Origin of the sequence: Paenirhodobacter sp., from assembly GCF_047600745.1 — a bacterium.
Taxonomy (GTDB): domain Bacteria; phylum Pseudomonadota; class Alphaproteobacteria; order Rhodobacterales; family Rhodobacteraceae; genus Rhodobacter.
On sequence record NZ_JASGKI010000004.1, the window covers coordinates 763,751 to 789,883 of the forward strand.

At 65.8% G+C, this 26,133-nt stretch carries 20 protein-coding genes and 1 pseudogene; 13 read left to right on the forward strand and 8 right to left on the reverse strand.

The window, feature by feature from the left end; translation table 11 throughout:
• Window positions 1-435: 435 nt before the first annotated feature.
• The 4 genes from QM789_RS12455 to QM789_RS12470 form a co-directional block, all read right to left on the reverse strand.
• A complete protein-coding gene (locus QM789_RS12455) occupies window positions 436-906 on the reverse strand; it encodes a hypothetical protein (RefSeq protein WP_420352212.1) in 471 nt (156 codons plus the stop codon).
• 95 nt (window positions 907-1,001) lie between these two features.
• Window positions 1,002-1,793: an inositol monophosphatase family protein gene (locus tag QM789_RS12460; RefSeq protein WP_420352213.1), complete on the reverse strand. Its 792-nt coding sequence runs from the start codon at window positions 1,791-1,793 to the stop codon at window positions 1,002-1,004.
• Between the two features lie 60 nt (window positions 1,794-1,853).
• Entirely contained in the window at window positions 1,854-3,056 is a 1,203-nt protein-coding gene (locus QM789_RS12465) for an MFS transporter (protein WP_420352214.1), read from the reverse strand.
• 79 nt (window positions 3,057-3,135) lie between these two features.
• Window positions 3,136-4,041 (reverse strand): LysR family transcriptional regulator, encoded by a 906-nt coding sequence (locus QM789_RS12470; RefSeq protein ID WP_420352215.1) that lies wholly within the window; start codon window positions 4,039-4,041, stop codon window positions 3,136-3,138.
• 89 nt (window positions 4,042-4,130) lie between these two features.
• On the opposite strand from QM789_RS12470, the pseudogene metF reads away from it, so the two are divergent.
• Window positions 4,131-5,020, forward strand: a pseudogene (gene metF, locus QM789_RS12475) (methylenetetrahydrofolate reductase [NAD(P)H]).
• A 75-nt stretch (window positions 5,021-5,095) separates the two neighbouring features.
• Window positions 5,096-5,581 (forward strand): PaaI family thioesterase, encoded by a 486-nt coding sequence (locus QM789_RS12480; protein WP_420352216.1) that lies wholly within the window; start codon window positions 5,096-5,098, stop codon window positions 5,579-5,581.
• Here the strand turns inward: QM789_RS12480 and QM789_RS12485 are convergent.
• Both QM789_RS12485 and QM789_RS12490 read right to left on the reverse strand, forming a co-directional pair.
• A complete protein-coding gene (locus tag QM789_RS12485; RefSeq protein WP_420352217.1) occupies window positions 5,486-6,658 on the reverse strand; it encodes a DUF2235 domain-containing protein in 1,173 nt (390 codons plus the stop codon). The two genes, QM789_RS12480 and QM789_RS12485, sit on opposite strands and share 96 nt — an antisense overlap.
• Window positions 6,659-6,759: 101 nt before the next feature.
• Window positions 6,760-7,905, reverse strand: a complete 1,146-nt coding sequence (locus QM789_RS12490; protein WP_420352218.1) for a type III PLP-dependent enzyme — start codon at window positions 7,903-7,905, stop codon at window positions 6,760-6,762.
• A 228-nt stretch (window positions 7,906-8,133) separates the two neighbouring features.
• Here QM789_RS12490 and QM789_RS12495 point away from each other — a divergent pair, with 228 nt between their 5' ends.
• Both QM789_RS12495 and QM789_RS12500 read left to right on the forward strand, forming a co-directional pair.
• Window positions 8,134-8,565: an Lrp/AsnC family transcriptional regulator gene (locus QM789_RS12495; protein WP_420352219.1), complete on the forward strand. Its 432-nt coding sequence runs from the start codon at window positions 8,134-8,136 to the stop codon at window positions 8,563-8,565.
• A gap of 59 nt (window positions 8,566-8,624) precedes the next feature.
• Entirely contained in the window at window positions 8,625-11,720 is a 3,096-nt protein-coding gene (locus tag QM789_RS12500) for a valine--tRNA ligase (protein ID WP_420352220.1), read from the forward strand.
• 41 nt (window positions 11,721-11,761) lie between these two features.
• Here the strand turns inward: QM789_RS12500 and lipA are convergent, their stop codons facing one another.
• Window positions 11,762-12,712 carry a lipoyl synthase gene (gene lipA / locus QM789_RS12505; protein ID WP_420352221.1) on the reverse strand — a complete coding sequence of 317 codons (951 nt, stop codon included), beginning with the start codon at window positions 12,710-12,712 and terminating at the stop codon, window positions 11,762-11,764.
• Window positions 12,713-12,857: 145 nt separating this feature from the next.
• Here lipA and QM789_RS12510 point away from each other — a divergent pair, with 145 nt between their 5' ends.
• Window positions 12,858-13,541 carry an MIP family channel protein gene (locus QM789_RS12510; RefSeq protein ID WP_420352222.1) on the forward strand — a complete coding sequence of 228 codons (684 nt, stop codon included), beginning with the start codon at window positions 12,858-12,860 and terminating at the stop codon, window positions 13,539-13,541.
• 32 nt (window positions 13,542-13,573) lie between these two features.
• Here the strand turns inward: QM789_RS12510 and QM789_RS12515 are convergent, their stop codons facing one another.
• Window positions 13,574-15,640 (reverse strand): ComEC/Rec2 family competence protein, encoded by a 2,067-nt coding sequence (locus tag QM789_RS12515; RefSeq protein ID WP_420352223.1) that lies wholly within the window; start codon window positions 15,638-15,640, stop codon window positions 13,574-13,576.
• Between the two features lie 108 nt (window positions 15,641-15,748).
• Between QM789_RS12515 and gltX the strand changes: the two genes are divergently transcribed.
• The 8 genes from gltX to QM789_RS12555 all read left to right on the forward strand — a co-directional run bounded on the left by gltX (window position 15,749) and on the right by QM789_RS12555 (window position 26,100).
• Window positions 15,749-17,146, forward strand: coding sequence for a glutamate--tRNA ligase (gene gltX / locus QM789_RS12520; protein WP_420352224.1), 1,398 nt, complete (start codon window positions 15,749-15,751; stop codon window positions 17,144-17,146).
• Between the two features lie 75 nt (window positions 17,147-17,221).
• Window positions 17,222-18,517 (forward strand): citrate synthase, encoded by a 1,296-nt coding sequence (gene gltA / locus QM789_RS12525; RefSeq protein ID WP_420352225.1) that lies wholly within the window; start codon window positions 17,222-17,224, stop codon window positions 18,515-18,517.
• Between the two features lie 201 nt (window positions 18,518-18,718).
• The gene (locus tag QM789_RS12530) at window positions 18,719-20,266 is read left to right on the forward strand and encodes an ABC transporter substrate-binding protein (RefSeq protein WP_420352226.1); all 1,548 of its coding nucleotides are present in this window, start codon (window positions 18,719-18,721) and stop codon (window positions 20,264-20,266) included.
• Window positions 20,267-20,318: 52 nt separating this feature from the next.
• Complete coding sequence (locus tag QM789_RS12535) at window positions 20,319-21,293, forward strand: ABC transporter permease (protein ID WP_420352227.1); 975 nt, start codon at window positions 20,319-20,321, stop codon at window positions 21,291-21,293.
• A gap of 7 nt (window positions 21,294-21,300) precedes the next feature.
• Window positions 21,301-22,137 carry an ABC transporter permease gene (locus tag QM789_RS12540; protein ID WP_420352228.1) on the forward strand — a complete coding sequence of 279 codons (837 nt, stop codon included), beginning with the start codon at window positions 21,301-21,303 and terminating at the stop codon, window positions 22,135-22,137.
• Complete coding sequence (locus tag QM789_RS12545) at window positions 22,137-23,714, forward strand: ABC transporter ATP-binding protein (protein WP_420352229.1); 1,578 nt, start codon at window positions 22,137-22,139, stop codon at window positions 23,712-23,714. Before QM789_RS12540 ends, QM789_RS12545 begins: the two co-directional genes overlap by 1 nt.
• Window positions 23,711-25,081, forward strand: a complete 1,371-nt coding sequence (locus QM789_RS12550) for an FAD-binding oxidoreductase (RefSeq protein ID WP_420352230.1) — start codon at window positions 23,711-23,713, stop codon at window positions 25,079-25,081. Before QM789_RS12545 ends, QM789_RS12550 begins: the two co-directional genes overlap by 4 nt.
• Window positions 25,081-26,100 (forward strand): histone deacetylase family protein, encoded by a 1,020-nt coding sequence (locus QM789_RS12555; protein WP_420352231.1) that lies wholly within the window; start codon window positions 25,081-25,083, stop codon window positions 26,098-26,100. Before QM789_RS12550 ends, QM789_RS12555 begins: the two co-directional genes overlap by 1 nt.
• The last annotated feature ends 33 nt before the right edge of the window (window positions 26,101-26,133 follow it).

Below are 26,133 nucleotides of genomic sequence, written 5' to 3' on the forward strand. Positions count from 1 at the left end.
CTCTGGTCTATTGACGACAGTTGCTTTCCCAAACCGGGACGCGCGGTATTGGAACCGCAGACGGGAATCCTGCGCGACACATCGCGAAATCCACCGCTATCAGCCAGCAATGCGAGCCCGACCGGATCCCGCGATGAATGGCCAGCCTGCGGCGCCCTGACCACGTAGAAATCCTCGGCCATCCGCGCGCCCTGAGACCCATGGCCTCCATCTCCGCGACAGAACGGAGCGCTTTTCAGACATGGCAAACCGAAAAGCGACGGGGACGATGGAACCCTGAGCAACGCCGGAATTCCACCGGTGTCGCACGGAACGAATCGGCTCTGATACCGCCCCGACCGTTCCGGAAAATACCGGCCGAGCCTCGGAAAAGATGCCTCCGGCCCCGCGCAGACAACCGGGTCGCGGCGGAGGCCGCAAACCTTTCCCGATGCCTCAGAGTTCCGCGACCGCCTGTTCCTGCGAGACCCGCACCAGAAGTTCGGGCGACAATGCCAGAGCCGCCTGAACCCGGAGCCGCGTTTCATCATCCTCGCTGCGCAGGCGCGCCCGCAACCGGGCCTGCGCTCCACCGAGGCGCGCCAGTGCCATATCCCGCTGATCCGCCCGATAGGCGCATTCCATGGGCAGCGTTTCCTCGAACGACGCCAGTTCCGCCTCCAGCGCCGTGGCCGCCAGGCGCAGTTCGGAGGCTTCGGGCCGACGGGCGATCTCCGCCCGGCACCCTACGACCGCCGCCCTCAGCCCGACAACACGGAACCGGGCCATCGCCTCGGCCTGCGCGGAAAAGCCAATCTCACGGCACGCCTGCTCGACCTGAGCAAGATCCGCCTGCACATCGGAAACCGGCTCGTTTCCCAGCGGGATCACCTTGCCAAACTGCTGCCAATTCGCGACTTGCGCCATCACCATGCTCCCTCAATGAACAGAAAGAGAACATGGCAGATCACAGTGAACAAGGAGTGAACAACATCGAGTCCCGCGAAGAAATCAGGAAAAACTCAGGCGGGTTCGCGCAGAATCTTGCACATCGGGCCGAACATTTCGGCGTTCGCGGCGATCACGGCGCCGGATTCAAGAATGTCGCGGCCCTCCCGGACGGGTCCGACGAAGCCGCCGGCCTCTTTCACCAGAATCAGCCCCGCAGCGATGTCCCACGGCTGGACGCCGCGCTCCCAATAGCCCTCATACTTGCCCGCGGCGACATAGGCGAGGTCGAGCGCCGCCGCCCCCCACCGTCGCACCCCGGCACAGACCGGCATCAGCCGCGCCAGATCCTGCAATGTCGCAGGCAGGGTCGATTTGCCGCCGAAGGGCACGCCCGTCGCGAAGATCAACTCGATCATCCGGTTCCGCCCGGAAACCCGCAGCCGGGTCTCGTTCATGAAGGCGCCCGCGCCCTTTTCGGCCCAGTAAAGCTCGTCCTTCGCCGCGTCGAACACCACCCCGGCGACGATTTCGCCCTTGTGTTCCAACGCGATCGACACCGCCCAATGCGGCAGACCGTGCAGGAAGTTCGTCGTGCCGTCGAGCGGATCGACGATCCAGCGCCGCGTCGGATCTTCGCCATCCGCGCCGCCGGTTTCCTCGCCGAGCCAGCCATAGGTCGGCCGCGCCCCGCGCAGCTCTTCCTTGATGATCCGCTCGGCCTCGCGGTCGGCCTTCGACACGAAGTCCCCCGGGCCCTTGGAGGAGACCTGAAGGTTCTCGACCTCGCGGAAGTCCTTGACCAGCGAACGCCCCGCCTTGCGCGCGGCCTTGATCATCAGGTTGAGGTTGGCGCTGCCTTGCATCTCTTCCGCTCCATCGTTTGGCCCCGTGCCTTACACGCGCGGACCCCGGATTCCAAGGGGTCAGAAGCCCTGTACCAGTTCCTTGCGCCGTGGCAGGAACACCGTCAGCACCCCGAAGACCGGCAGGACCGAACAGATGATGTAGACCGTCCGGATCCCATACCAGTCGGCGAATACGCCAAGCGCCGCCGCCGCGATGCCGCCGAACCCGAAGGACAGGCCGAAGAAGATCCCCGCCACCATGCCGACCCGGCCGGGCACCAGCTCCTGCGCAAAGACCACGATCGCCGGGAAGGCCGAGGCCAGGATCAGCCCGATGATCACCGTCAGCACACCCGAGGCCGCGAACCCCACATGCGGCAGCGCCAGCGTAAACGGCAGAATCCCGAGGATCGAGATCCAGATCACCGTCATCGGCCCCCAGCGGTCCGCCACCGGCCCGCCCAGCACCGTCCCCGCCGCCACCGCGCCGAGGAACAGGAACAGCATGATCTGCGCCGTGCGGGTATCCACGCCGAAGGTCTCGATCTGGTAGAAGGTGTAGTAGGAGGACATCGACGCCAGATAGATGTTCTTGGTGAACATCAGCAGCGTCAGCACGACGAGCGAAAACGCCACCCGGTTGCGGCTGAGCGGCAGGGTCGTGTCCATCGCCTTGCGCGCCCGGGTGGTCAGCACGCCCTTGTACCAGGAACTGACCCGATAGAGCACGAAGCCCGCGATCAGCGCCAGCACCCCGAACAGCGCCACCGAAGGCCGCCCCAGCGGCAGGATGACGAAGGCCGCCAGCAACGGCCCGATCGCGGTGCCGAAATTGCCGCCGACCTGAAACACCGACTGCGCCATGCCGAACCGCCCACCCGAGGCCAGCCGCGCAACCCGGCTCGATTCCGGGTGGAAAATCGCCGAGCCGAAGCCGATCAGCATCGCCCCCAGCACCACCATCGGATAGTTCGGCGCGAAGGCCAGCCCCATCAGCCCGCAGAAGGTCAGCACCGAGGCCACGGGCAGCGAACGCGGCTGCGGATGCCTGTCGGTATAGATCCCCACCACCGGCTGCAACAGCGAGGCGGTGCCCTGAAACGCCAGCGTCAACAGCCCGATATGCCAGTAGTCCAACGCGAAATCCTGCTTCAGCATCGGATAGATCGACGACAGCATCGACTGCATGACATCGTTGAGCATATGGCACAGGCTGACCGCGATCAGGATCGGGAAGACGGTCTCGCTCGCAGCGCGCGCGGGCTGGGGAATGGCGGACATTGTATCGCTCCGGAGAGGTTTGTTCCGATCTAGCCCCCGCCCCGCGATCCGTCACCAACTGAATTGTAGCGATACATCTTTAGGCCTGTTGCAGCCGCAGCGGTTCCGTCCGCGCAAGCTCCAGGAAGAACGCCATATAGGGCTCGGTCACATCCTCGCTGCGGGTCGCGGCATACATGCTCTTGCGCAGGCCCGTCGCGGTGACCGGGCGGGTGATGTAATCGGGCCGGTATTTCACCTCGCGCAGCACCCAGTCGGGCAGCACCGCCACCCCCCGCCCCGCCGCGACCAGAAGCAGGATCACCGCCGTCAGTTCCACCTGCCGGTGCGCGCGCGGCTCGACCCGGGCGGGCGTCAGCACCATCGAGAACACATCCGAGCGCGCCCGGTCTATCGGATAGGTGATCAGCGTCTGGTCGAGGAAATCCGCCGCCTCGACATAGGGTTTCGCGGCCAGCGGGCTCGACGTCGCGGCGATGAAGGTCGGCGAATAGTCGAACAGCGGGTTGAAGGTGATGCCCGCCATCTGGTTCGGATCCGACGAAATCACCAGATCCACCTCCTCGCGCGCCAGCGCCGGCAGCGCGTTGAAGGCCAGCCCGGCGCGGATGTCGATGTCCACCTCCGGCCACTGGCGGCGGAATTTCTCCAGCACCGGAAACAGCCATTCAAAGCAGGCATGGCATTCGATCGCGATATGCAGCCGCCCCGCCCGGCCCGAGCGCAGCGCCTCGAACTCGGCCTCCACCGTGTCGATTTCGGGCAGGATCCGCTCGGCCAGACGCAACAGCCGCATCCCTGCCGCCGATAGCCGCAGCGGTTTCGAGCGGCGCACGAACAGTTCCACCCCCGCCTGTTCCTCCAGCCCCTTGACCTGATGGCTCAGCGCCGATTGGGTGATGTGCAGGATCTCCGCCGCATGCACGAGCCCCCCCGCGTCGTGGATCGCCTTGATCGTCCGCAGGTGCCGCAGTTCCAGATGCATCTTGTGGTCCGCCTCATGACCTTCTTTAGGAATATGAATTTGTCTCACATCGCCGAATCTGGCACAAGGAGCCCCGAAAGGAGGCCGCCATGACCAAAACGACAGAACAGGCGCCAGTGGCGACCCAACCGAAAGTGAGCTTCGAGTTTTTCCGCCGCAGACGCTCGATGCGTCGTTCCGGCTGTGGGAGACGGTGCAGGCGCTCGCACCGCTGAAACCGAAGTTTGTCTCGGTGACCTATGGCGCCGGCGGCACCACGCGCAAGCTGACGCATGAGGCCGTGGCGACGATCCACAAGAATTACGGGCTGAACGTCGCCGCGCATCTGACCTGCGTCGATGCCACCCGCGCCGAGACGATGGAAATCGTGAACGCCTATGCCGAGGTGGGCGTGACCGAGATCGTCGCGCTGCGCGGCGACCCGCCGAAGGGTGCCGCGCGGTTCGTGCCGCACCCCGAGGGTTTCGCCTCTTCCGTCGAGTTGATCGAGGCGCTGGCCCGCGATGGCCGCTTCACCATCCGCTGCGGCGCCTATCCCGAACCGCATCCGGAGGCCGCCGATACGCTGGCCGATGTCCGCTGGCTGAAGCGCAAGACCGAAGCGGGTGCGACCTCGGCGATCACGCAGTTCTTCTTCGAGGCGGAGACCTTTCTGCGCTTCCGCGACGCCTGCGCGGCGGAGGGAATTTCCGCAACGCTGATCCCCGGCATCCTGCCGATCCAGTCGTGGAAGGGTGCGCGCGGCTTTGCCCAACGCTGCGGCGCGCATATCCCGGCCTGGGTCGAGGAGCGCTTCGAGGCCGCGATCCGCGACGGGCGCGAACAGGACTGCGCGATCGAGATTTGCACCGAGCTTTGCACCCGGCTGGTGGCCGAAGGGGTGGAGGATCTGCAATTCTACACCCTCAACCGCCCGCAACTGACGCTCGCGGTCTGCGACCGGCTTGGCGTGCGGCCCGCGCTGGTCTCTGCCGCCTGAGTGACGCAACGGAACGGCACCGCCCCCTTTCCGCAGCCGACCCACCGGTTAGGCTGCGCCAACAGGGAGGAACCGATGCCACAGACATTCGCCGAAGGACCGCAGGATTTTCCGCCACTCGCCACCGTGCTGGAGATGTCCGGGCTGGAATATATGCAGAAGATGATGGCGGGCGAGGTGCCCACCACCACCTTCGCCCGGGGCGCGAACTACCGGATCAGCAAGGTCGAAAAGGGGCTGGTCGAGATCACTGGCACGCCGCTGTTTGAACATACCAACGCTTTTGGCGGGGTGCATGGCGGCTGGTATGGGGTGATGCTCGACACCTGCCTGACCTGCGCGATCATCACCGGCCTGCCGAAGGGGCAGTATCAGACGACGCTGGAATACAAGGTCAACATGGTGCGGGCGATCCCGGTCGGGATGGAGGTCACCGGCGTTGGCCGGCTGGAACATCTGGGGCGCTCAACGGGGATCGCCCGTGGCGAGATCCGCGGCCCCGACGGCCGGGTCTATGCGTTCGGCACCGCCACCTGCTTCCTGATGACCGCGCCGGACTGACCGGCGCAGGCGCCGCATCCCTGAGGCAAGCCGGGGCCGCACCGTCAGCCACCATTCCAGCCCATGCGCCAGCGCGCCCGGGTCGATGCTCTCGGACCGGTCCCGGCCGATCACGCGCGGCGCCCGGGCGAGGAAGAACTTGCCGAAACCGTTCCAGCTTCCGATCGAAGGCGCGTGGGGATTGCAGGGAAAGGCGGTGCGCCAGCCTTCGGGCAGATGCAACCCCGCCGATTGCGCCCGGCCCAGCATCCAGACCAGCGGCACATTGGCCAGCGGACGCGCTTCCTCACGCCCGCCCAACTGCCCCCCGATATCGGCATGGGTGCCGCGGAACCACATCTGCTCGATCCGCCCCGCCCCGGTGCCATTGCTGTCCCACAGCAGCGGCTCGAACATGGAGCGCGTCTCGTGCAGGGCCAGCGCATGAAACCCATGCGCGACCGCAGGACCAAGGCGATGATCGTGGAACCGATAGCGCGGCTCGCTCAGCATCCAGACCAGCGGGAACTGAAACCCAAGCGCGCGCACCGTGTCGAAGGCGCCCACCATCCGGATCGGCACATCCTCATGACAGAACCGGGCGCGGAATGCCTCCGCCGGGCCGCCCGCCTCGTAATAGCGCCAGGCCAGGGTGACGTTGCGCTCCGTCGCCTGGGCCGAGGTCAGCAGCCCCACCCGTTCGATCATCCCCGCCAGCGAGCGCACCGCGAAGGCCCCGCGCGAATAGCCGATCAGATAGATCCGGTCGCCCGGACGGTAGCGCGTCGCAAGCCAGCCATAGGCCCGCTGGATCTGCGCATTGACGCCCCAGCCGAACCACAGGTCGCGCAGGTCGCGCCATTCGTGGAACTGCATCCCGGCGCCGTAGTAATGCGACCCGCGCGGAACGTGCAGCCGAAGGAATTCGTAGATCAACCCGATCGAGGTCAGCCCCGAAGGCGTCAGCGACCCCATCGTGCCGTCCAGCAGGATCACATGATCGACCGGCCCGCGCCGCCGCCGCACCGGGGGCGCCGCTTCCGGGATCCGGCGGGATCCGCGCAGCGCCGTGATGATCGTCTCGAACAACCCCCGCATCGCCTGTCCCCGAAAGCACAAAACCTTGCCCCGAGTGTAGGGCAAGGTTCATGACAAACGATTTACGTTTCCGCGAGGTTCCGGCAAAAAACGCCGCCTGCTCAGTTCTTCAGCGACAGCGCAGTCAGAATCTCCATCTGACCGAAGCCGTTGAACCGGGTGTTGGTGGCCGAGGAATAGGCGCCCATCCCCTCGAACACCACGAAATCACCCTCTGCCAGATCCGTGGGCAGCGCGAGTTCGCCCGGCAGGCGGTCCACCGAATCGCAGGTCGGGCCGAAGACGATCCGCTCCACCGCCCCGGCTTCGCGCCGGAAACCCTCGGGCGACCAGACCGAAACCCGGTCGATATTGCCGATCAGCGGCAGTTCCGCCAGCCCGCCATAGACGCCATCGTTCAGGAAGACATGCAGATCGTCGCGCAGCGCCTTGACGCGGGTGATATGGGTGAAGGCATCGCCCACCAACCCCCGGCCCGGTTCGCAGACCAGTTCGGGCCGCTCGGCGCCGAAGGCTTCGGTGGCCACGCGGTCGATCAGCGCGAAGATGTCCTCAAGCGCCGGAGCCGGGCCCTGGGTGCGGTGGTTCGGGAAGCCGCCGCCGACGTTCAGCCGATGCGCGCGCACGCCCGCAGTGCGGCAGATCTCGGCCGCGGTGCGGATATAGGCGTCCCAGGCCATCGGATCGGTGCATTGCGTGCCCGGATGGAAGGTCAGCGAGGGGGTGAAGCCCGCCTCCGCCGCCGTCTTCAGCAGCTCCGCCGCCAGTTCCGCCGTCGCGCCGAATTTCGCGCCGAAGTTATAGGCCGCGCCCTGCACCGGCAGCTTGAACCGCACCGAGATTTCGCGACCCTCGGCCGGGACCATCTCGATCAGCTTCGCCAGTTCGGATTTCGAATCGACCGACCAGGTTCGCACATTCGCCTTGACCGCATGGGCGATCTCGTCGCGCGCGCGCACCGGGTTGTGGTAATGCAGCGCGGCGCCGGGGGCGATGCGGCGGATCATGTCGATCTCGAAGGGCGAGGCCACGTCGAAGCCGCGCACACCGGCGGCGACGAGGTTCTCGATCACCATCTCGTCGGGGTTCGACTTGACGGCATAGGTCACCAGCCCCGGGAATCCCTTCAGAAAGCGGCGCGCGGTCGCCTGCAAGACGGCGGGCGCGAACACCAGCACCGGGTGGTCGGGTTGCTTGTGACGGATGATTTCGGACGGATTCGCCCAGATAGTCTTCGACAGTCCCATCGGCTTCTCCTCGCCAACAGAATTGCAGCCACCTCTTGCCCCGGCTTTACGGGTCGGGAGACGCTTACAGCGTTTCAACCAACCAGGCCAGGTGCGTATGAGCCGCCCTTTTCCTGTCTCACTTCAGTTTGCGCCATATGGGGCACAATCCCACCGGACAAAAGTATAGAAGTGGAGCGATTTGTCGTTATAATGACGAAACTGCCGGTCAAATTGCAGGGGGCGCCGATGGATGATCTGGACAGGGGGATTTTGGGGCTGCTCTCGGCCGATGCGCGGATTTCGGTGGCGACGCTCGCGCGCCGGTTGAAGGTCGCGCGCTCGACGATTCAGGCCCGGCTGGAGCGGCTGGAGACCTCGGGCATCATCGTCGGCTATACGGTCAAGCTCGGCGAGGCGGCGCGCGCGGGGCGGCTGCGGACCACCGTCCTGCTGACCATCGAGCCGCGCGCGCAGGCGGCGATCCTGACCCGGCTGAAGGCGATCCCCGAGGTCGAGCGGATCCACACCACCTCGGGCCGGGTGGACCTGCTGTTGCAGCTCGCCGCCGATTCCACCGCGCAGATCGACGCGGTGCTTGACCAGATCGGGGAGATGCCGGGGGTGAAAAGCTCCGAAAGCCTGATCCATCTGACAACGAAGCTCGACCGCGCGGTCTAGGCTTTTCCTTGCGGGATGCGCAGGCTAAACAGCGGTCAAGCCCTGAAAGGACCTGACCGATGACGATGGAAAAGACCTTCGACGCGCAAGAGGCGGAGCCCCGGATCTATGCGAAATGGGAGGCGGCGGGCGCCTTCAAGGCGGGCGCCAATGCCTCGCGCCCGGAAACCTTCTGCATCATGATCCCGCCGCCCAATGTCACCGGGGCGCTCCATGTCGGCCATGCCTTCAACAACACGGTGCAGGACATCCTGACCCGCTGGCACCGGATGCGCGGCTTCGACACGCTGTGGCAGCCGGGGCAGGACCACGCCGGCATCGCCACCCAGATGATGGTGGAAAAGGAACTGGCGAAGACCGGCCAGCCGACGCGGGTCGAACTCGGGCGCGACGAGTTCCTCAAGAAAGTCTGGGAGTGGAAGGGCAAGTACGGCTCGACCATCGTCGGGCAGCTGAAGCGGCTGGGGTCGAGCTGCGACTGGTCGCGCAACGCCTTCACCATGTCCGGCGCCCCCGGCGCACCTGCGGGCGAAGAGGGCAATTTCCACGATGCGGTGATCAAGGTCTTTGTCGATATGTATGACAAGGGCCTGATCTATCGCGGCAAGCGGCTGGTGAACTGGGATCCCCATTTCGAGACCGCGATCTCCGACCTAGAGGTCGAAAGCACCGAGGTCGCGGGCCATATGTGGCACTTCCGCTACCCGCTCGCGGGCGGCAAGACCTATATCTACCGCGAGAAGGACGCGGATGGGAACGTCACGCTGGAGGAAGAGCGCGACTATATTTCCATCGCGACCACCCGGCCCGAAACCATGCTGGGCGATGGCGCGGTGGCGGTGAACCCGTCGGATGAACGGTATTCCGCGCTGATCGGCACGCTGTGCGAAATCCCGGTGGGGCCGAAGGCGCTGCGCCGTCTGATCCCGATCATCGCCGACCCCTACCCCGATCCGGCCTTTGGCTCCGGCGCGGTGAAGATCACCGGCGCGCACGACTTCAATGACTATCAGGTCGCGAAACGCGCGGGGCTGCCGCTCTACCGGCTGATGGATACGCGGGCGCGGATGCGGGTCGACGGGCTGGATTACGAAACCTCGGCCAGACGCGCGGCGGAAATCGCGGGCGGCGCGCGCTTTACCGAGGCCGAGGTGGACAGCCTGAACCTGGTGCCCGAAGACCTGCGCGGGCTGGACCGGATGGAGGCGCGCGCCCGGGTGGTCGAGGCCGTCACTTCCGAGGGGCTGGCCGTGATGATCCCCAACCCGAAATGGGGCGAGGATGGCGAACCCGCCCTGCTGCCGCTGGTCGAGAACAAGCCGATCATGCAGCCCTTCGGCGACCGCTCCAAGGTGGTGATCGAGCCGATGCTGACCGATCAGTGGTTCGTGGATGCCGAAAAGATCGTCGGCCGTGCGCTGGATGCGGTGCGCAACGGCGAAACGGTGATCCTGCCCGAGGCGGGCGAGAAGACTTATTACCACTGGCTGGAAAACATCGAACCCTGGTGCATCTCGCGTCAGCTGTGGTGGGGCCATCAGATCCCGGTGTGGTATGGGCTCGACCTCGGCGTCAGCGGTTTCCGGGACGATGAGGGCGACGGCGCGCTGGATCTGGTCGAGATGGGCCGGCTGCTGATCACCGACGACATGGTGCATCGCGACCCGGTGTTCCATTGCGCCCCGAGTTTCGAGGCGGTGCAGGCCGCCTTCGTCGCCGAAATCGCCGATCTGCCGGTGCCCCTGGGCAACATGCGCATCGTCGAGGTGGCGGACAAACAGGCGGCGGTCGAAACGCTGGCGGCCTCGCTTGCGGAGTATGAAATCAGCGAGGATCCGACCCGGCTGGTCTATCCGGTCTGGCGCGATGCGGATGTGCTCGACACCTGGTTCTCCTCTGGCCTGTGGCCGATCGGCACCCTGGGCTGGCCCGAGAACACCCCGGAGTTGCAGCGTTATTTCCCGACCGATGTGCTTGTCACCGGGTTCGACATCCTGTTCTTCTGGGTCGCGCGGATGATGATGATGCAGCTTGCCGTCACCGGCGAGGTGCCGTTCCGCACCGTCTACCTGCACCAGCTCGTCCGCGACGAGAAGGGCAAGAAGATGTCGAAGACGGCGGGCAATGTCATCGACCCGCTGGAAATCATCGACGAATACGGGGCCGATGCGCTGCGTTTCACCAATGCCTCGATGGCGGCGCTTGGCGGTGTGCTGAAACTGTCGAAGGACCGGATCGCGGGCTATCGCAACTTTGGCACGAAGCTGTGGAACGCCACCCGTTTCGCGGAAATGAACGGCGTGTTCGAGGCGCCCGCGGGCCTGCCCACGCCGCAGAACACCGTGAACCGCTGGATCATCGGCGAAACCGCGAAAGTGCGCGAAACGGTCGATGCGGCCTTCGGCAGCTATCGGTTCAACGAGGCGGCGCTGGCGCTTTACGGTTTCGTCTGGGGCAAGGTCTGCGACTGGTATGTCGAATTCGCCAAGCCGCTGTTCGACACCGAAGACGCCGCCGAGACCCGGCAGACCATGCGGTGGGTGCTGGATCAGTGCTATATCCTGCTGCATCCGATCATGCCCTTCATCACCGAAGAGCTGTGGGCCCTGACCGGCGACCGGGCGAAAATGCTGGTCCATGCCGACTGGCCCACCTATGGCGCCGAACTGATCGACCCCGAGGCCGACCGCGAGATGAACTGGGTCATCGACCTGATCGAAACGATCCGCTCCTCGCGGGCGCAGATGGGTGTGCCGGTCGGGCTGAAACTGCCGATGGTTCTGGCGCAGGCGGATGATGCCGCGCGGCAGGCCTTTGCCCGCAACGAGGCGCTGGTGTTCAAGCTGGCGCGGATCGACAGCATCACCGAAACCGCGATCCCGAAGGGCGCGATCTCGATCCCGGTTCAGGGCGCGCTGTTCGGCCTGCCGCTCGAAGGGGTGATCGACGTGGCGGCGGAAAAGGCGCGGCTGGAGAAATCGCTGGCGAAGATCGAGAAGGAAGCGGCGGCCCTGCGCGGGCGGCTGTCGAACCCGAAGTTCATCGCCAATGCCGCCGATGAGGTGATCGACGAGGCGCGCGAAAACCTCGCCGCGCGGGAGGATGAGGCGGGCAAGATCGCCGCCGCCGTCACCCGTCTGGCCGAACTCGGCTGACCACAGGCCGCCCGGGGGAAACTCCGGGCGGTCCGTGCCCCTCAGGCCAGGCCGAGCTTCGTCAGCCGTGCCGCGCGCAGCCGGGCGAAATCGTCGCCGGCGTGATAGCTGGAGCGGGTCAGCGGCGTGGCAGAAACCATCAGGAAGCCCTTCCCATATGCCGCGCGCTCATATTCCTTGAACTCGTCGGGATGGACGAAGCGGTCGACCCGGTGGTGCTTCGGCGAGGGTTGCAGATATTGCCCGATCGTCAGGAAATCGACATCGGCGGCGCGCATGTCGTCCATCACCTGCTTGACCTGCATCGCGCCCTCCCCCAGCCCGACCATGATGCCGGATTTGGTGAAGATCGTCGGGTCCAGATCCTTCACCCGCTGCAACAGCCGCAGCGAATGGAAGTAGCGCGCGCCGGGACGGACCTCGGGATACAGGCCGGGGACGGTTTCGAGATTGTGATTGAACACGTCGGGCTTCGCCTCGACCACGATTTCCAGCGCGCGGGCATCGCATTTCAGGAAATCGGGCGTCAGGATCTCGATCGTCGTGCCGGGGGCGCGGTGGCGCACGGCGCGGATCGTCTGGGCGAAATGCTCGGCCCCGCCATCCTTCAGATCGTCGCGGTCGACCGAGGTGATGACCACATGTTTCAGCCCCAGCGTCTGCACCGCATGGGCCACGCGGCCCGGCTCGAACGCGTCGAGCGTATCGGGCCGCCCCGTCGCCACGTTGCAGAACGAACAGCCGCGGGTGCAGATCTCGCCCATGATCATCATCGTCGCATGGCCCTGCGACCAGCATTCGCCGACGTTCGGGCACCCCGCCTCCTCACAGACGGTGACGAGCCGGTTCGACTTCAGAATCGCGCGCGTATCCTGATATCCCTGCGAGGTCGGGGCTTTCACCCGGATCCACGAAGGCTTCTTGGGCTGGGCCTGATCGGGCTTGTGGGCCTTCTCGGGATGGCGCTGTTCGGGGATATTGAGTTCACGCACGTTAAGTTCCCTCTTTTCCGGGATGCCATACATAGATAGTCCCAATCTTGTCCAAGCGCAATTGCGAGGGGGGTGACCCCCGGGCCAGGCGCCGGACGACGGAATGGCAACAAAGGATCACGGGCGTGCCCGTTATGAGTGAACCATGAAAAAGATCATTGCAGAGGTTCTGGGAACCTTTTTCCTCGTGTTCTTCGGTGTCGGAACGGCTGTCACCACCGGCGCGGAGTTCGGGCTCTTGCCGATCGCGGTGGCCTTCGGCCTGTCGATCGTCGCGGCGGCCTATGGCCTCGGCGCGATCTCGGGCGCACACCTGAACCCGGCGGTCTCGCTGGGCGTGCTGTGCGCGGGCCGAATGACGGCGGGTGAATTCGTCCAGTATGTGATCGCTCAGGTGGTCGGCGCGATTCTCGGCGCGCTCGTCATCTACCTGATCGCGACCGGCAAGTCGGACTATTCGGTAACGGCGAACGGCCTCGGCCAGAACGGCTTTGGCCCGGGCTACGGCAAGGGCTATGGCCTCGGCGCGGCGCTGATCTTCGAGGTCGTCGCGACCTTCATCTTCGTCACGGTGATCCTCGGCGTGACCGGGCCGGGCTCGACCGCGGGCTTCGCGGGTCTCGCCATCGGCCTGACGCTGACGGCGGTCCACCTCGTCGGCATCAACGTGACCGGCACCTCGGTCAACCCGGCGCGTTCGATCGGGCCGGCGCTGTTCGTCGGCGGCCAGGCGCTGTCGCAATTGTGGGTGTTCATCGTGGCGCCGCTGGTGGGCGGTGCGCTTGCGGGCATCGTGAATGCCGCGGGCCTGACCAAGGCTGACGCCTGATCCTGCGGGCTCCGCCTCCGGGCGGAGCCCCCCTAATCCCAAAGGCGATGCCCGGTTTCCGCCTTGCGCAACGCGCCGGAGGCGTCGAACGCCAAGGCCCCGCTGCGCTGCAACCGGACCTGATCCCAGATTTCGCATTTCCCGGTGGCACCCTCGGCCAGCCGCGCGGCCACGATGAGCAGCGCACCGTCCCGGCATGTCTCGGCCACGCGCTCCGGCGCGGCCTTGCCGGTCAGATGCACGACAGCCCGACCGTTCCAGTCCGCCGTCCGCACCCCCTTCGGCCCGGCAAAGGCCGGACGCGCGGCGGCCTCTTCGGCCGTGGCTCCGTCGCCATCCGCCTCAAGCCAGTTTTCCGCGACATAGGCCGCCCCCGGTTTGGACAGCGCCCGCCCCGCGGGCGTCATCAGCCCGACCAGTTCGGCCTCCGCCCCCACCAGCAGGACCGGCCGCGTGACCTGCATCCAGAGCGCCATCGCCACCAGCGCCGCGCAGATCCCCGCCGCCCGCACCGGCCCGCGCGCCAGCAGCGCGACCATCGCCCCCGCCGTCATCAGCGGCACGACCACCGCCGGAGGCGAAGGCACCATCGACACTGCGCCGCCCATCCCCGCCACCCACTCGGCGATGAAGATCATCCAGCGCGTACCCATCTCCATCACCCAAAGCGGCAGCCCGGACAGGCCGATCGGCGCCAGCACCGCCGCGACCACCCCGGCGGACATGATGAACGTGCCCATCACCGGCACCGTCAGCATATTGGCGATCACGCCATAGCCCGACACCCGGTTGAAATGCGCCGCCGACAGCGGTCCGGTCGCGGCGCTGGCGATGAGCGAGGTAACCAGCAGTCCCAGCACCGGCCTGAGCCAGCGCGGCACCCCGGTCGCGTGGCTCTCCCAATGGCTGTATAGCGCGATCAGCCCGACCGTCGCCGCAAAGGACATCTGAAACCCCGGCTCCGTCACGCTTTCGGGCCGCAGCACCATCAGCACGATCGCCGCCAGCGCCACCGTCCGCAGCGACAGTGCGCGCCGGTCGAACAGCACCGCGAGTAGCATCACCGCTGTCATCAGATAGGCCCGCGCCGTCGCGACCTCGGCCCCCGCGACCCACAGATACCCCGTCGCCGCCATCAGCGCGACCAGCGCCGCCACCTTCTTCGCCGGCACCCGCAGCGCGAGCGATCCGCAGGCCGCGATACCGTAGCGGATCGCCGCGAAGACGAAGCCCGCCAGCATCCCCATGTGCAGCCCCGAAATCGACACGATATGATACAGGTTCGAGGCCCGCATCACCTCGTTCGTCGCCTCGGAAATGCCGGATCGGTCGCCGGTCATCAGCGCCGCGGCCACCGCGCCCGCCTGCCCCTCCATCCGTGCCTGCATCGCGCGCGAAATCGCCATCCGCATCCGGTGCCCCGCCAACGCCAGATCGCCGGGCTCGGCAGGTTCAAGCAGCATCACCGGCGCCCGGGTATAGCCCACCGCCCCCAGCCCCTGAAACCAGGCCATGCGGCGGAAATCCCAGGCGCCGGGCTCGGTCGGCCCGTTCGGCGGCGACAGATTCGCCGTCAGCATCACCCGCAGCCCCGGTTCCAGCAGCAGATGGCGCGGCTCCTCCTGCAACGACACCCGCACCCGCCCGGGCGTGCGCGATGGCGCCACGTTGTCCAGATCGAGCTGATCCAGCGTCACCCGGATCCGGTCGCGCGCGGAGCGGTCGATACCGACGATTCGCCCCTCGACCGGGCCGTAGTAGCGAAAGGACAGCACCGGCGCGGCGACCGAATGCGCCCGCATTTCGGCCAGAACAAAGCCCAACGCGCAAAGCGCGAGCAGCCCCGCCGGAAAGCGCAGCGCCTCGGGCGCGCGGAACAGCCCCGCCAGCCCGACGCAGAGCGCCCCCACCATCGCCCAGACCAGCACCGCGGAGGGCTCGTCGCGCAGCAGGAAATAGCCGCCGATTCCGCAGGCCAACGCCATCGGCGCCCAAAGCACCAGATCGACCCGCGCCCGCACCAGAGCCGCACTGATCTGCCCGCGCAGGGCGACGACCGGCCTCGCTTCGGTCCAGACAGGCTCCGCCGACCCCGACACCTTGTTTCCCGCCCCCTGCGCGCATAGAAATCCCGCGAGCCGCAGCCTATCGGCCGCATGGTTTACAGATGGTTAATGCGCGCCCGGCGGCGCGCCGGAAAGGCCCCGATGTCACAGATCGTCACCCGCTTCGCCCCCTCGCCCACCGGCTACCTGCATATCGGCGGGGCCCGCACGGCGCTGTTCAACTGGCTGTTCGCGCGCGGCCATGGCGGGAAATTCCTGCTGCGGATCGAGGACACCGACCGCGCCCGCTCCACCCCGGAGGCGACCGAGGCAATCCTGAAGGGGCTGACCTGGCTTGGCCTCGACTGGGACGGCGATGTGGTCAGCCAGTTCGAGCGCGCGCCGCGCCATGCCGAGGTCGCGCATGAGATGATGGCACGCGGCAATGCCTACAAATGCTTCTCGACTCAGGAAGAGATCGAAGCCTTCCGCGAACAGGCCCGCACTGAGGGCCGCTCGACCCTGTTCCAGAGCCCCTGGCGCGACGCAGACCCGGCAACCTACCCCGACCGGCCCTATGTGATCCGCCTGAAGGCTCCCCGCGACGGCGCGACGGTGATCCGCGACAAGGTGCAGGGCGATGTGACGATCCGCAACGATCAGCTCGATGATATGGTCTGCCTGCGCTCGGACGGCACGCCGACCTATATGCTGGCCGTGGTGGTGGACGACCACGACATGGGCGTGACCCATGTGATCCGGGGCGACGACCATCTGGTCAATGCCGCGCGGCAGATGCAGATCTATGCCGCGATGGGCTGGGATATTCCCATCTACGCCCATATCCCGCTGATCCACGGGCCGGACGGCAAGAAGCTGTCGAAGCGGCACGGGGCGGTCGGGCTCGAACAATATCAGGCGATGGGCTACCCGGCGCCGGGGATGCGCAACTATCTGGCGCGGCTCGGCTGGAGCCATGGCGACGACGAATTCTTCACCGATGCGCAGGCGCGGGACTGGTTCACGCTCGAAGGAATCGGGCGCTCCCCGGCGCGGCTCGACTTCAAGAAGCTCGAAAACATCTGCGGCCAGCATATGGCGGTGATGGAAGATGCTGAACTTCTGGGCGGAGTGACGGGCTATCTGGAGGCGGCTGGGCTCGATCCGCTCACCGATGCACAGGCCAGTGGGCTTCTGCGCGCGATGCCCATCCTCAAGCAATCCGTGAAAACTTACCCGCAGATGATTGAAAAGGCTGCCTTTGTTCTGGTTTCCCGACCGGTCGTGCCGGAGGAAAAAGCACTGAAATCGCTCGATCCGGTATCCCGCGGTATACTCGCCGAATTGACGCCGCAGATGCAAAATGCTAGCTGGACCCGAGAGGAGCTGGAGGCCATCGTCACCGAAGTGGCGCAGGCGCATGGGACCGGGATGGGCAAGATTGCCGCCCCTTTGCGTGCCGCGCTGGCCGGACGGGCCGTGACCCCCAGTGTATTCGATATGATGATTGTTCTCGGTCGGGAGGAGACCCTGGCCAGGATCACTGATCAGGCGGCCTGAGGCCTGGCCGCCTTCCCGGGGAACCGGAAGCGAGACACCGGCGTGGCCCCGCCGGACGACAGGAAAGGGAACCTCATGGCAGATACGACCCGCGTAGCCAAGCTGGAGCTTGACGGGAAGACTTACGACCTCCCGGTGCTATCGCCCAGCGTCGGTCCCGACGTGCTGGACATCCGCAAGCTCTACGGTCAGGCCGACGTCTTCACCTATGACCCCGGCTTCACCTCCACCGCCGCCTGTGACTCGGCGATCACCTATATCGACGGCGACAAGGGCGAGCTGCTGTATCGCGGCTATCCGATCGAGCAACTGGCCGAGAAGTCGCATTACCTCGAAGTCTGCTACCTGCTCCTGAACGGCGAACTGCCGAACAGGGAGCAGATGGAGAAGTTCGAGCGCACCGTGACCCGTCACACGATGGTTCACGAGCAGATGCACAACTTCTACCGTGGTTTCCGCCGCGATGCGCATCCGATGGCGACGATGGTGGGCGTGGTCGGCGCGATGTCGGCCTTCTACCACGACTCGACCGACATCAACGACGAGCGTCAGCGCGAGATCGCCGCCTTCCGGCTGATCGCGAAGCTGCCGACGATCGCGGCGATGGCCTACAAATATTCGATCGGCCAGCCCTTCGTCTATCCGCGCAACGACCTGTCCTATGCGGCGAACTTCCTGCATATGTGCTTCTCGGTCCCGGCGGAGCCCTATAAGGTGGAACCGGCGCTCGCCACGGCGATGGACCGGATCATGACGTTGCATGCCGACCACGAGCAGAACGCCTCTACCTCGACGGTTCGTCTGGCGGGCTCTTCGGGGGCGAACCCGTTTGCCTGTATCGCCGCGGGCATCGCCTGCCTGTGGGGGCCGGCGCATGGCGGCGCGAACCAGGCCTGCCTCGAAATGCTGCGCGAAATCGGCTCGGTCGACCGGATCCCGGAATTCATCGCCCGCGCGAAGGACAAGAACGATCCGTTCCGCCTGATGGGCTTCGGCCACCGGGTCTACAAGAACTTCGACCCGCGCGCCAAGGTGATGAAGCAATCGGCGGACGAGGTGCTCGACCTGCTCGGCATCCACGACAACCCGATCCTTCAGGTCGCCAAGGAGCTGGAGAAGATCGCACTCGAAGACGATTACTTCGTGTCGAAGAAGCTCTACCCGAACGTGGACTTCTACTCGGGCATCATCCTTGAGGCGATGGGCTTCCCGACCTCGATGTTCACCCCGATCTTCGCGATGTCGCGGACCGTGGGCTGGATCTCGCAGTGGAAGGAAATGCTCGGCGATCCGACGCAGAAGATCGGTCGCCCGCGTCAGCTTTACACCGGCCACGTCGCGCGCGACTATCTCGACGTCGCAAATCGCTGATCTTGCGCAAAACCGGCATCGCGGGGCGGGGACATTCGTGTTCCCGTCCCGTTTTCATGCCCGGCCCCGCCCCCGGTGCCATTGATCGCAACCATAGCCCCGGCCTATTTGCGACAGCCGCCGGGATGCCGGATGATCGACCCATCAACGAGCGGCCCCGCCGCATAACCAAGAAAACTCACTGATCGACAAGGGAAATCCATGAATCGCATTGTTGCGGCGGTCGTCGCCAGTTTCCTCACCCTTGCCCCCGCGCTTGCGGATCCGGTTGCCGGCGGGCGCGCGAATGTGGTCATCCAGCCCGAACCGCCGAGCCTGATGCTCGGCCTCGTGCAGAACGCGCCGACGCAACAGATCGCGGGCAATATCTACGAGGGCCTGCTGCGCTATGACACCGCGCTGAATCCGATGCCCTCGCTCGCGAAAAGCTGGGAGGTGTCGGAGGATGGGCTGACCTATACGTTCCATCTGCAACAGGGCGTGAAATGGCATGACGGCGCGGCGTTCAGCGCCGATGACGTGGTGTTTACCGCCGATGTCTTCCTGCGCGAAAGCCACCCCCGGTTCCGCGCGATCCTTGCCCATGTCGACAGCATCACCGCCCCCGATGCGAATACCGTGGTGTTCAAGCTGAAATCGCCCTTCGGCCCGTTCCTGAACAGCTTCGAGGTCGGCTCGATGCCGATCGTGCCGAAGCACATTTACGACGGCACCGATTTCCAGACCAACCCGGCGAACAACGCCCCCATCGGCACCGGGCCCTTCAAGTTCGCCGAATGGCAGAAGGGATCGTTCATCAAGCTGGTGAAGAACCCGGATTACTGGGACGCGGGCAAACCCTATCTGGAAGAAATCTACTGGCATGTGATCCCGGATGCGGCCTCGCGCGCCGTGGCCTATGAGACCGGGCAGGTCGACATCCTCCCGGCGGGCTCGGTCGAGACCTTCGACATTCCGCGCCTCGCCGCGCTCGACAACAGCTGCATGACGGAATCGGGCTGGGAGTTCTTCGCGCCGCAAAGCTGGGTCTGGATCAACAACCGGCAGGGGCCGACCGCGAACAAGGAGTTCCGGCAGGCGATCAACCATGCGATCGACCGCGACTTCATCAAGGACGCGCTGTTCAACGGGTTGGGCAAGGTGTCGAACGGGCCTTTCGCCGCTTCGGTGAAGTTCAACGACCCGGAGCTGAAGCCCTATGGCTATGACCCGGAAAAGGCGAAGGAACTGGTCAAGGCTTCGGGCTACAAGGGCGAGGTGCTGAAGCTGGTGCCGATGCCCTATGGCGAGACCTGGATGCGGCTGGGCGAGGTGATCAAGCAGAACCTCGAAGACGTCGGCATCAAGGTCGAGATCGTTTCGACCGATGTAGCGGGCTGGAACCAGAAGCTGTCGGACTGGGATTTCGACCTGTCGACCACCTATCTGTATCAATACGGCGATGCGGCGCTTGGCGTATCGCGGACCTATGTGTCCTCGAACATCGCCAAGGGCTCGCCGTGGAATAACGTCGAGGGCTATGCCAACCCGAAGGTCGATGCGCTGTTCGACGAAGGCGCGGGCACCATCGACCCGGCAAAGCGCGAGGCCGCCTATCACGAGGTGCAGAAGATCCTGTCCGAAGACGCGCCGAACGCCTGGCTGCTGGACATGGGGATGCCGACGATCAGCCGCTGCACCGTGAAGGATCTGATCACCACCGGGATCGGCCTGAACGACGGCTTCAAGAACGCCTGGATCGAAAAGTGACGTATCACCCCGGGCCCCACGGCCCGGGGTTTTCCGCCCGAGGATACCCTTCATGAAAATCGTGACCCGCATCGTCGGGCGATTGGTCAAGGCCGCCATCGTGCTGCTGGCCATACTCGTCCTGAATTTCCTGCTGATCCACGCCGCCCCCGGCGACCCTGCCACCGTGATGGCGGGCGAGGCCGGGGCGACGGACGAAATCTTCCTGCAACAACTGCGCGAGAAATTCGGTCTGGATCAGCCGCTTCACGTCCAGCTTGGCAAATATATCGCCGATGTGGCGCGGCTGGATCTGGGCTATTCCTACCGGCAACAGATGCCGGTGCTGGACCTGATCCTGAACCGGCTTCCGGCGACGTTGCTGCTCACCGGGACGGCGTTTCTGGTGTCGCTGGTTCTGGGTGTGCTGGCGGGGGTGCTGGCGGCGAGCCGGGTTGGTCGCTGGTCGGATACGCTGATTTCCTCGGTCGCGCTGCTGTTCTACGCGACGCCCTTGTTCTGGGCCGCGCTGATGGGGGTGCTGCTGTTTTCGGTCACGCTCGGCTGGCTGCCGCCCTTCGGTTATGAAACGGTGGGGTCGGGCTTTACCGGCCTGCGCCGGGCACTGGACATTGCCGAACACCTGATCCTGCCGGCCGTGTCGCTCGGGCTGTTCTTCACCGCGGTCTACAGCCGGATGACCCGGGCCTCGATGCTGGAGGTCAGCCAGATGGATTTCGTAAAGACCGCCCGCGCCAAGGGGCTTGCCCCCGGGCTGATCCAGCGCCGCCATATCCTGCGCAATGCGCTGCTGCCCATCGTCACGCTGGCCGGATTGCAGGCCGGGCAACTGGTCGGCGGCGCGGTACTGACCGAGACCGTCTTCGCCTGGCCCGGCATCGGGCGGCTGATGTTCGAGGCGCTGACGCAGCGCGATTACAACGTGTTGCTGGGCGTGTTCTTCGTTTCGGCGGCGATGGTGATCCTGTTCAACCTGATCACCGATCTTGTCTATGGGATCGTCGATCCCCGCATTCGGGTGCAGTGAGGCGGTCATGGAGTTCTGGAAACGTTTCGCATCGAACCGGGGCGGCGTGATCGGCCTCGTGCTGCTCGTCGTCATCGTGGCGCTGGCGGTGGCCGCGCCGTTGCTGTTCCCGGTCAGCCCGTGGAAGATGGTCTCCCGCCCCTTCCTGCCGCCGTTTGAAAACGCCAAATTCTGGCTCGGCACCGATACGGTCGGGCGGGACGTGGCGGCGGGGCTGGCGCATGGGGCGCGGGTGTCGCTGCTGGTCGGGCTGGTCTCGACGATCGCGGCCCTGCTGATCGGCATTCCGGTCGGCGCGCTCGCGGGCTATTTCGGCGGCTGGGTGGATGATGCGCTGATGCGCGTCACCGAATTCTTCCAGACGGTGCCGAGCTTCGCACTCGCCATCGTCATCGTTGCGATCTTTCAGCCCTCGGTGGTGTCGATCACGCTGGCCATCGGCATCGTCTCCTGGCCCCCGGTCGCGCGGCTGGTGCGGGGTGAGGTGATGTCGCTGCGCAAGCGCGAATATGTCGAGGCGGCGATCCTTCAGGGCCTGTCCGCGCCGCAGATCATCCTGCGCCAGGTGCTGCCCAACGCGATTTCGCCGATCATCGTCATGGCCTCGCTGATGGTCGCCTCGGCGATCCTGTTGGAAAGCTCGCTGAGCTTCCTTGGCCTTGGCGATCCGAACCTGATGAGCTGGGGCTACATGATCGGCGCCGCGCGCACGGTGATCCGGCAGGCGTGGTGGCTGTCCTTCTTCCCGGGCGTCGCCATCGTGCTCACGGTGCTGGCGCTGAACCTGATCGGCGAAAGCCTGAACGACGCGCTGAACCCGCGCCTGTCCCGCCGGAGGAGCTGATGGAACCGACCCTGAAGATCGAGCATCTGACGATCAACCTGCCCCCGGGCGCGGACCGGCCGCATGCGATCCGCGATGTGTCGCTGGCGCTTTATCCCGGGCGCACGCTGTGCATCGTGGGCGAGTCGGGTTCCGGCAAGTCCATGTCGGCGAATGCGGTGATGGGCCTGCTGCCGAAGGGGGTGACGGTCGGATCGGGCCGCATCCTGTTTGCGGGCCGCGACATCACCCACCTGTCCGAGGAGCAGTTTCAGGATCTGCGCGGCGCGGGCATCGCGATGATCTTTCAGGAGCCGATGACCGCCCTGAACCCGCTGATGAAGGTCGGTGCGCAGATCGCCGAGGTGTTCGAGGCACATGACCGCCTGACCCCGCCCGAACGCGCCGCCCGCGCGCTGGACCTCTTGCGCGAGGTCGGCATTCCGGATCCGGAGCGCGCGCAATTCGCCTATCCGTTCCAGCTTTCGGGCGGGCAGCGGCAGCGGGTGGTGATCGCGATGGCACTGGCCCTGGAGCCGAAGGTGCTGATCGCGGACGAACCGACCACCGCGCTCGATGTCACCACGCAGGCGCAGATCCTGCGGCTGATCAAAGACTTGCAGACCCGGCACGGGATGGCGGTGATGTTCGTCACCCATGATTTCGGCGTGGTTTCGGAAATCGCCGATGACGTGGCGGTGATCGAACTGGGCGAACTGGTGGAACAGGGTCCGGCGGCGAAGGTTCTGGTGACCCCGGACCACCCCTATACCCGCCGCCTGCTCGACGCGATCCCGAAGGTCGAGTTCCACGAAACCCCGGCGAAGGAAGCCCCCCTGCTGCGGGTGCGCGATCTGGTCAAGGAATTCCGCACCGGCGACCGGGTGGTGAAGGCGTCGGATCATGTCTCGGTCGATCTGATGCGCGGCGAAACGCTGGGCATCGTCGGCGAATCCGGCTCGGGCAAGTCTACCCTCGGGCGTGCGATCGTGCAGCTTCTGCGCCCCGACAGCGGCACGATCGAGATGGAGGGGCAGGACATTTCCCACCTGCGCGGCGCCGCGTTGAAGGCCCATCGCAAGAAGATCCAGATGATCTTTCAAGACCCCTATGCCTCGCTCAACCCGCGCGCGCGGATCGGGCGGATCCTGACCGAAGGGCCGATCGCGCATGGCAAGAGCCGCACCGAGGCCGAAGCCCGGGCGCGTGAACTGCTGGTTCTGGTCGGGCTGAAGGAAAACGCGATGGACCGCTTCCCGCATGAATTTTCCGGCGGGCAGCGGCAGCGGATCGGCATCGCCCGGGCGCTGGCGCTCGAACCCGAGATCATCGTGGCGGACGAAGCGGTTTCGGCGCTGGATGTCTCGGTGCAGGCGCAGGTGCTCGACCTGCTCGAAGACCTGAAAATCCGGCTCGGCCTGACGATGATTTTCGTCACCCATGATCTGCGCGTCGCGGGCAAGATCTGCGACCGGATCGCGGTGATGCAGAAGGGGCGGATCGTCGAACTCGGCCCCGTCGCACAGGTTTTCCGCGCCCCGAAGGAAGACTATACCCGCAACCTGCTGGATGCCGCGCCGGGATTGGAACTGCAATGATCGAAGCGCTTGCCGCCATCGTCGGCCCCGCGCATGTCCTGACCGGGGCCGATACCGCGCGTTGGGCGCGGGACTGGACCGGGGATTATCAGGGCGCGCCGCTGGCCGTTGTGCGCCCCGCCTGCACGGCGGAGGTCTCGGCGATCCTGCGTTACGCGCATGAAAACGGCCTGCCGGTGGTGCCGGTTTCGGGCAATACCGGGCTGAACGGCGGCGCACTCGGCACCGGGGCGATCGTCGTTTCCGTCGAGCGGATGAACCGGATCCGCGACATCCGCCCCGGCGCGCGGGTCGCGGTGGTCGAGGCGGGGGTGATCGTCGAGGCGCTGAACACCGCCGCCGAGGAACACGGGCTGATCTTCCCGCTGTCCTTCGGCGCGGCGGGATCGGCGCTGATCGGGGGCGTGCTCTCCACCAATGCGGGCGGGTCGAACGTGATCCGCTACGGCAATACGCGGGATCTGTGTCTGGGTCTCGAAGTGGTGCTGGCCGATGGCCGGGTGATGGATCTGATGCAGGCGCTGCACAAGAACAACTCGGGCTTCGACCTGCGCGACCTGATGATCGGCGCCGAGGGGCAGTTGGGCATCATCACCGCCGCGATCATGAAGCTCTCCCCCCGCCCCGCCGCGCGCGCAACCGCGATGGTGGCGATGGAGGTGCTGGACCCGGCGACGGATCTGCTCAACGATCTTCAGGATGCCTCCGGCAATGCGGTCGTGGCCTTTGAATTCATGCCGCGCGCATTCATCGACGGCCATCTTGAGATCAACCCGGCAGCGCGCGAACCGTTCGACGCGCCCCACCCCGTCAACCTGCTGGTCGAACTCGCCGGGCCGGGCGCCCTGGGCGATGTGCTCGAAGAGGTTCTGGCCCGGTGGATGGAGCGCGGCACCGTCACCGATGCGGTGATCGCGCAGAACGAGGCGCAGCGGCGCGAAATGTGGGCCCGGCGCGAAAGCTCGGCCGAGATTTCCTTCCGCAATCCCCCGGTCATCGACACCGATATTGCCGTGCCGCGCGAAGACGTTGCCCGCTACCTGCGCGACATAGAACCCCGGCTGCGCAGGGTCGATCCGGGCTGCAAGGTGATGTCGGTCGCGCATCTGGGCGACGGCAACATCCATTACAATGTCTGGCCGACGGATCCCGCGCTTCTGGATGCGCTGCGTGCGGAAATCGACGCGCTGGCGATGGAGATGCAGGGCACGTTTTCCGCCGAACATGGCGTGGGGATTTCCAAGCTCGCGCCGATGGCCCGCTACAAGGATCCGGTCGCGCTCGACGTGATGCGGGCGATCAAGGCCGCGCTCGATCCGAAGGGGATACTCAACCCGGGCAAGACCCTGCCCGAAGGAGGCAAGTGATGAAGGTGATTTTCGACGAGAAGCAGCGGCTGCACGACCCGCGCTTCCGGTTGCAGGACGGCAAGGTGATCCTGAACACCGACCGCCCGGAGCGCGTGGCCGAACTGCTGAAGGGCGCGCGGAATGCCGGGCTGACCCTGACCGAGAGCGTGGATCACGGGATGGCGCCCTTGGCCGCGCTGCACACGCCGCGCTACCTCGCCTTCCTGCGCACGATCTACGACCGGCGCCGCGAAACGGTGCCGGATCTGGCGGAAGTGGTGCCAAGCCGGATCGCCCCCGACCGCAACGTGCATTATTCCTACGAAACCGAGGCGCAGATCGGCTACCATAACGCCGATACCTCCTGCCCGATCTCGGCGCAAAGCTGGGATGCGATCTACTGGTCGGCGCAGACCGCGCTGACCGGAGCGGATGCGATTCTGGCGGGCGAAACGCGTTGCTACGCGCTGTCGCGGCCTTCGGGGCACCATGCCTATAGCGAAGTCGCGGGCGGGTTCTGTTTCCTGAACAATACCGGCATCGCGGCGGAATATCTGCGCGCGCATGGCCACCGCCCGGCGATCCTCGACATCGACGTGCATCACGGCAACGGCACGCAGGGCATCTTCTATGCGCGCAGCGATGTGTTCACCGTGTCGCTCCACGCCGACCCGGCGGGGTTCTACCCCTATTATGCGGGGGGCGCGCAGGAAACCGGCGAAGGGCGCGGTTTCGGCTACAACCTCAACCTGCCGCTGCCGCGGGGAACCGGGACGGAGGATTACCTCAGGGCGCTCGACCGCGCGCTCGAACAGATCACGGCCTATGGCGCGACGGTGATCGTGGTGGCGCAGGGGCTCGACGCGCATGAGGACGACCCGTTCCAGGGCCTCAAGATCACGACCGAGGGCTTTGCCCGCATCGGCCGGGCGATCGGATCGCTCGGCCTGCCGGTGCTGTCGGTGCAGGAGGGCGGCTATATGCAACCCTGCCTGCACGCGAACCTGACCAGCCTGCTGTCCGGCCTGCAAGCCTGATCCGAGGAATGCCCGCCCCTTTGGGGGCGGGCA

What these genes read in the sequence shown, in the direction of transcription:
- QM789_RS12455 (WP_420352212.1), bottom strand. Translation starts at nt 906, where the DNA reads ATGGCGCAAGTCGCGAATTGGCAGCAGTTTGGCAAGGTGATCCCGCTG.
- QM789_RS12460 (WP_420352213.1), bottom strand. Translation starts at nt 1,793, where the DNA reads ATGCAAGGCAGCGCCAACCTCAACCTGATGATCAAGGCCGCGCGCAAG.
- QM789_RS12465 (WP_420352214.1), bottom strand. Translation starts at nt 3,056, where the DNA reads ATGTCCGCCATTCCCCAGCCCGCGCGCGCTGCGAGCGAGACCGTCTTC.
- QM789_RS12470 (WP_420352215.1), bottom strand. Translation starts at nt 4,041, where the DNA reads ATGCATCTGGAACTGCGGCACCTGCGGACGATCAAGGCGATCCACGAC.
- QM789_RS12480 (WP_420352216.1), top strand. Translation starts at nt 5,096, where the DNA reads ATGCCACAGACATTCGCCGAAGGACCGCAGGATTTTCCGCCACTCGCC.
- QM789_RS12485 (WP_420352217.1), bottom strand. Translation starts at nt 6,658, where the DNA reads ATGCGGGGGTTGTTCGAGACGATCATCACGGCGCTGCGCGGATCCCGC.
- QM789_RS12490 (WP_420352218.1), bottom strand. Translation starts at nt 7,905, where the DNA reads ATGGGACTGTCGAAGACTATCTGGGCGAATCCGTCCGAAATCATCCGT.
- QM789_RS12495 (WP_420352219.1), top strand. Translation starts at nt 8,134, where the DNA reads ATGGATGATCTGGACAGGGGGATTTTGGGGCTGCTCTCGGCCGATGCG.
- QM789_RS12500 (WP_420352220.1), top strand. Translation starts at nt 8,625, where the DNA reads ATGACGATGGAAAAGACCTTCGACGCGCAAGAGGCGGAGCCCCGGATC.
- QM789_RS12510 (WP_420352222.1), top strand. Translation starts at nt 12,858, where the DNA reads ATGAAAAAGATCATTGCAGAGGTTCTGGGAACCTTTTTCCTCGTGTTC.
- gltX (WP_420352224.1), top strand. Translation starts at nt 15,749, where the DNA reads ATGTCACAGATCGTCACCCGCTTCGCCCCCTCGCCCACCGGCTACCTG.
- gltA (WP_420352225.1), top strand. Translation starts at nt 17,222, where the DNA reads ATGGCAGATACGACCCGCGTAGCCAAGCTGGAGCTTGACGGGAAGACT.
- QM789_RS12530 (WP_420352226.1), top strand. Translation starts at nt 18,719, where the DNA reads ATGAATCGCATTGTTGCGGCGGTCGTCGCCAGTTTCCTCACCCTTGCC.
- QM789_RS12535 (WP_420352227.1), top strand. Translation starts at nt 20,319, where the DNA reads ATGAAAATCGTGACCCGCATCGTCGGGCGATTGGTCAAGGCCGCCATC.
- QM789_RS12540 (WP_420352228.1), top strand. Translation starts at nt 21,301, where the DNA reads ATGGAGTTCTGGAAACGTTTCGCATCGAACCGGGGCGGCGTGATCGGC.
- QM789_RS12545 (WP_420352229.1), top strand. Translation starts at nt 22,137, where the DNA reads ATGGAACCGACCCTGAAGATCGAGCATCTGACGATCAACCTGCCCCCG.
- QM789_RS12550 (WP_420352230.1), top strand. Translation starts at nt 23,711, where the DNA reads ATGATCGAAGCGCTTGCCGCCATCGTCGGCCCCGCGCATGTCCTGACC.
- QM789_RS12555 (WP_420352231.1), top strand. Translation starts at nt 25,081, where the DNA reads ATGAAGGTGATTTTCGACGAGAAGCAGCGGCTGCACGACCCGCGCTTC.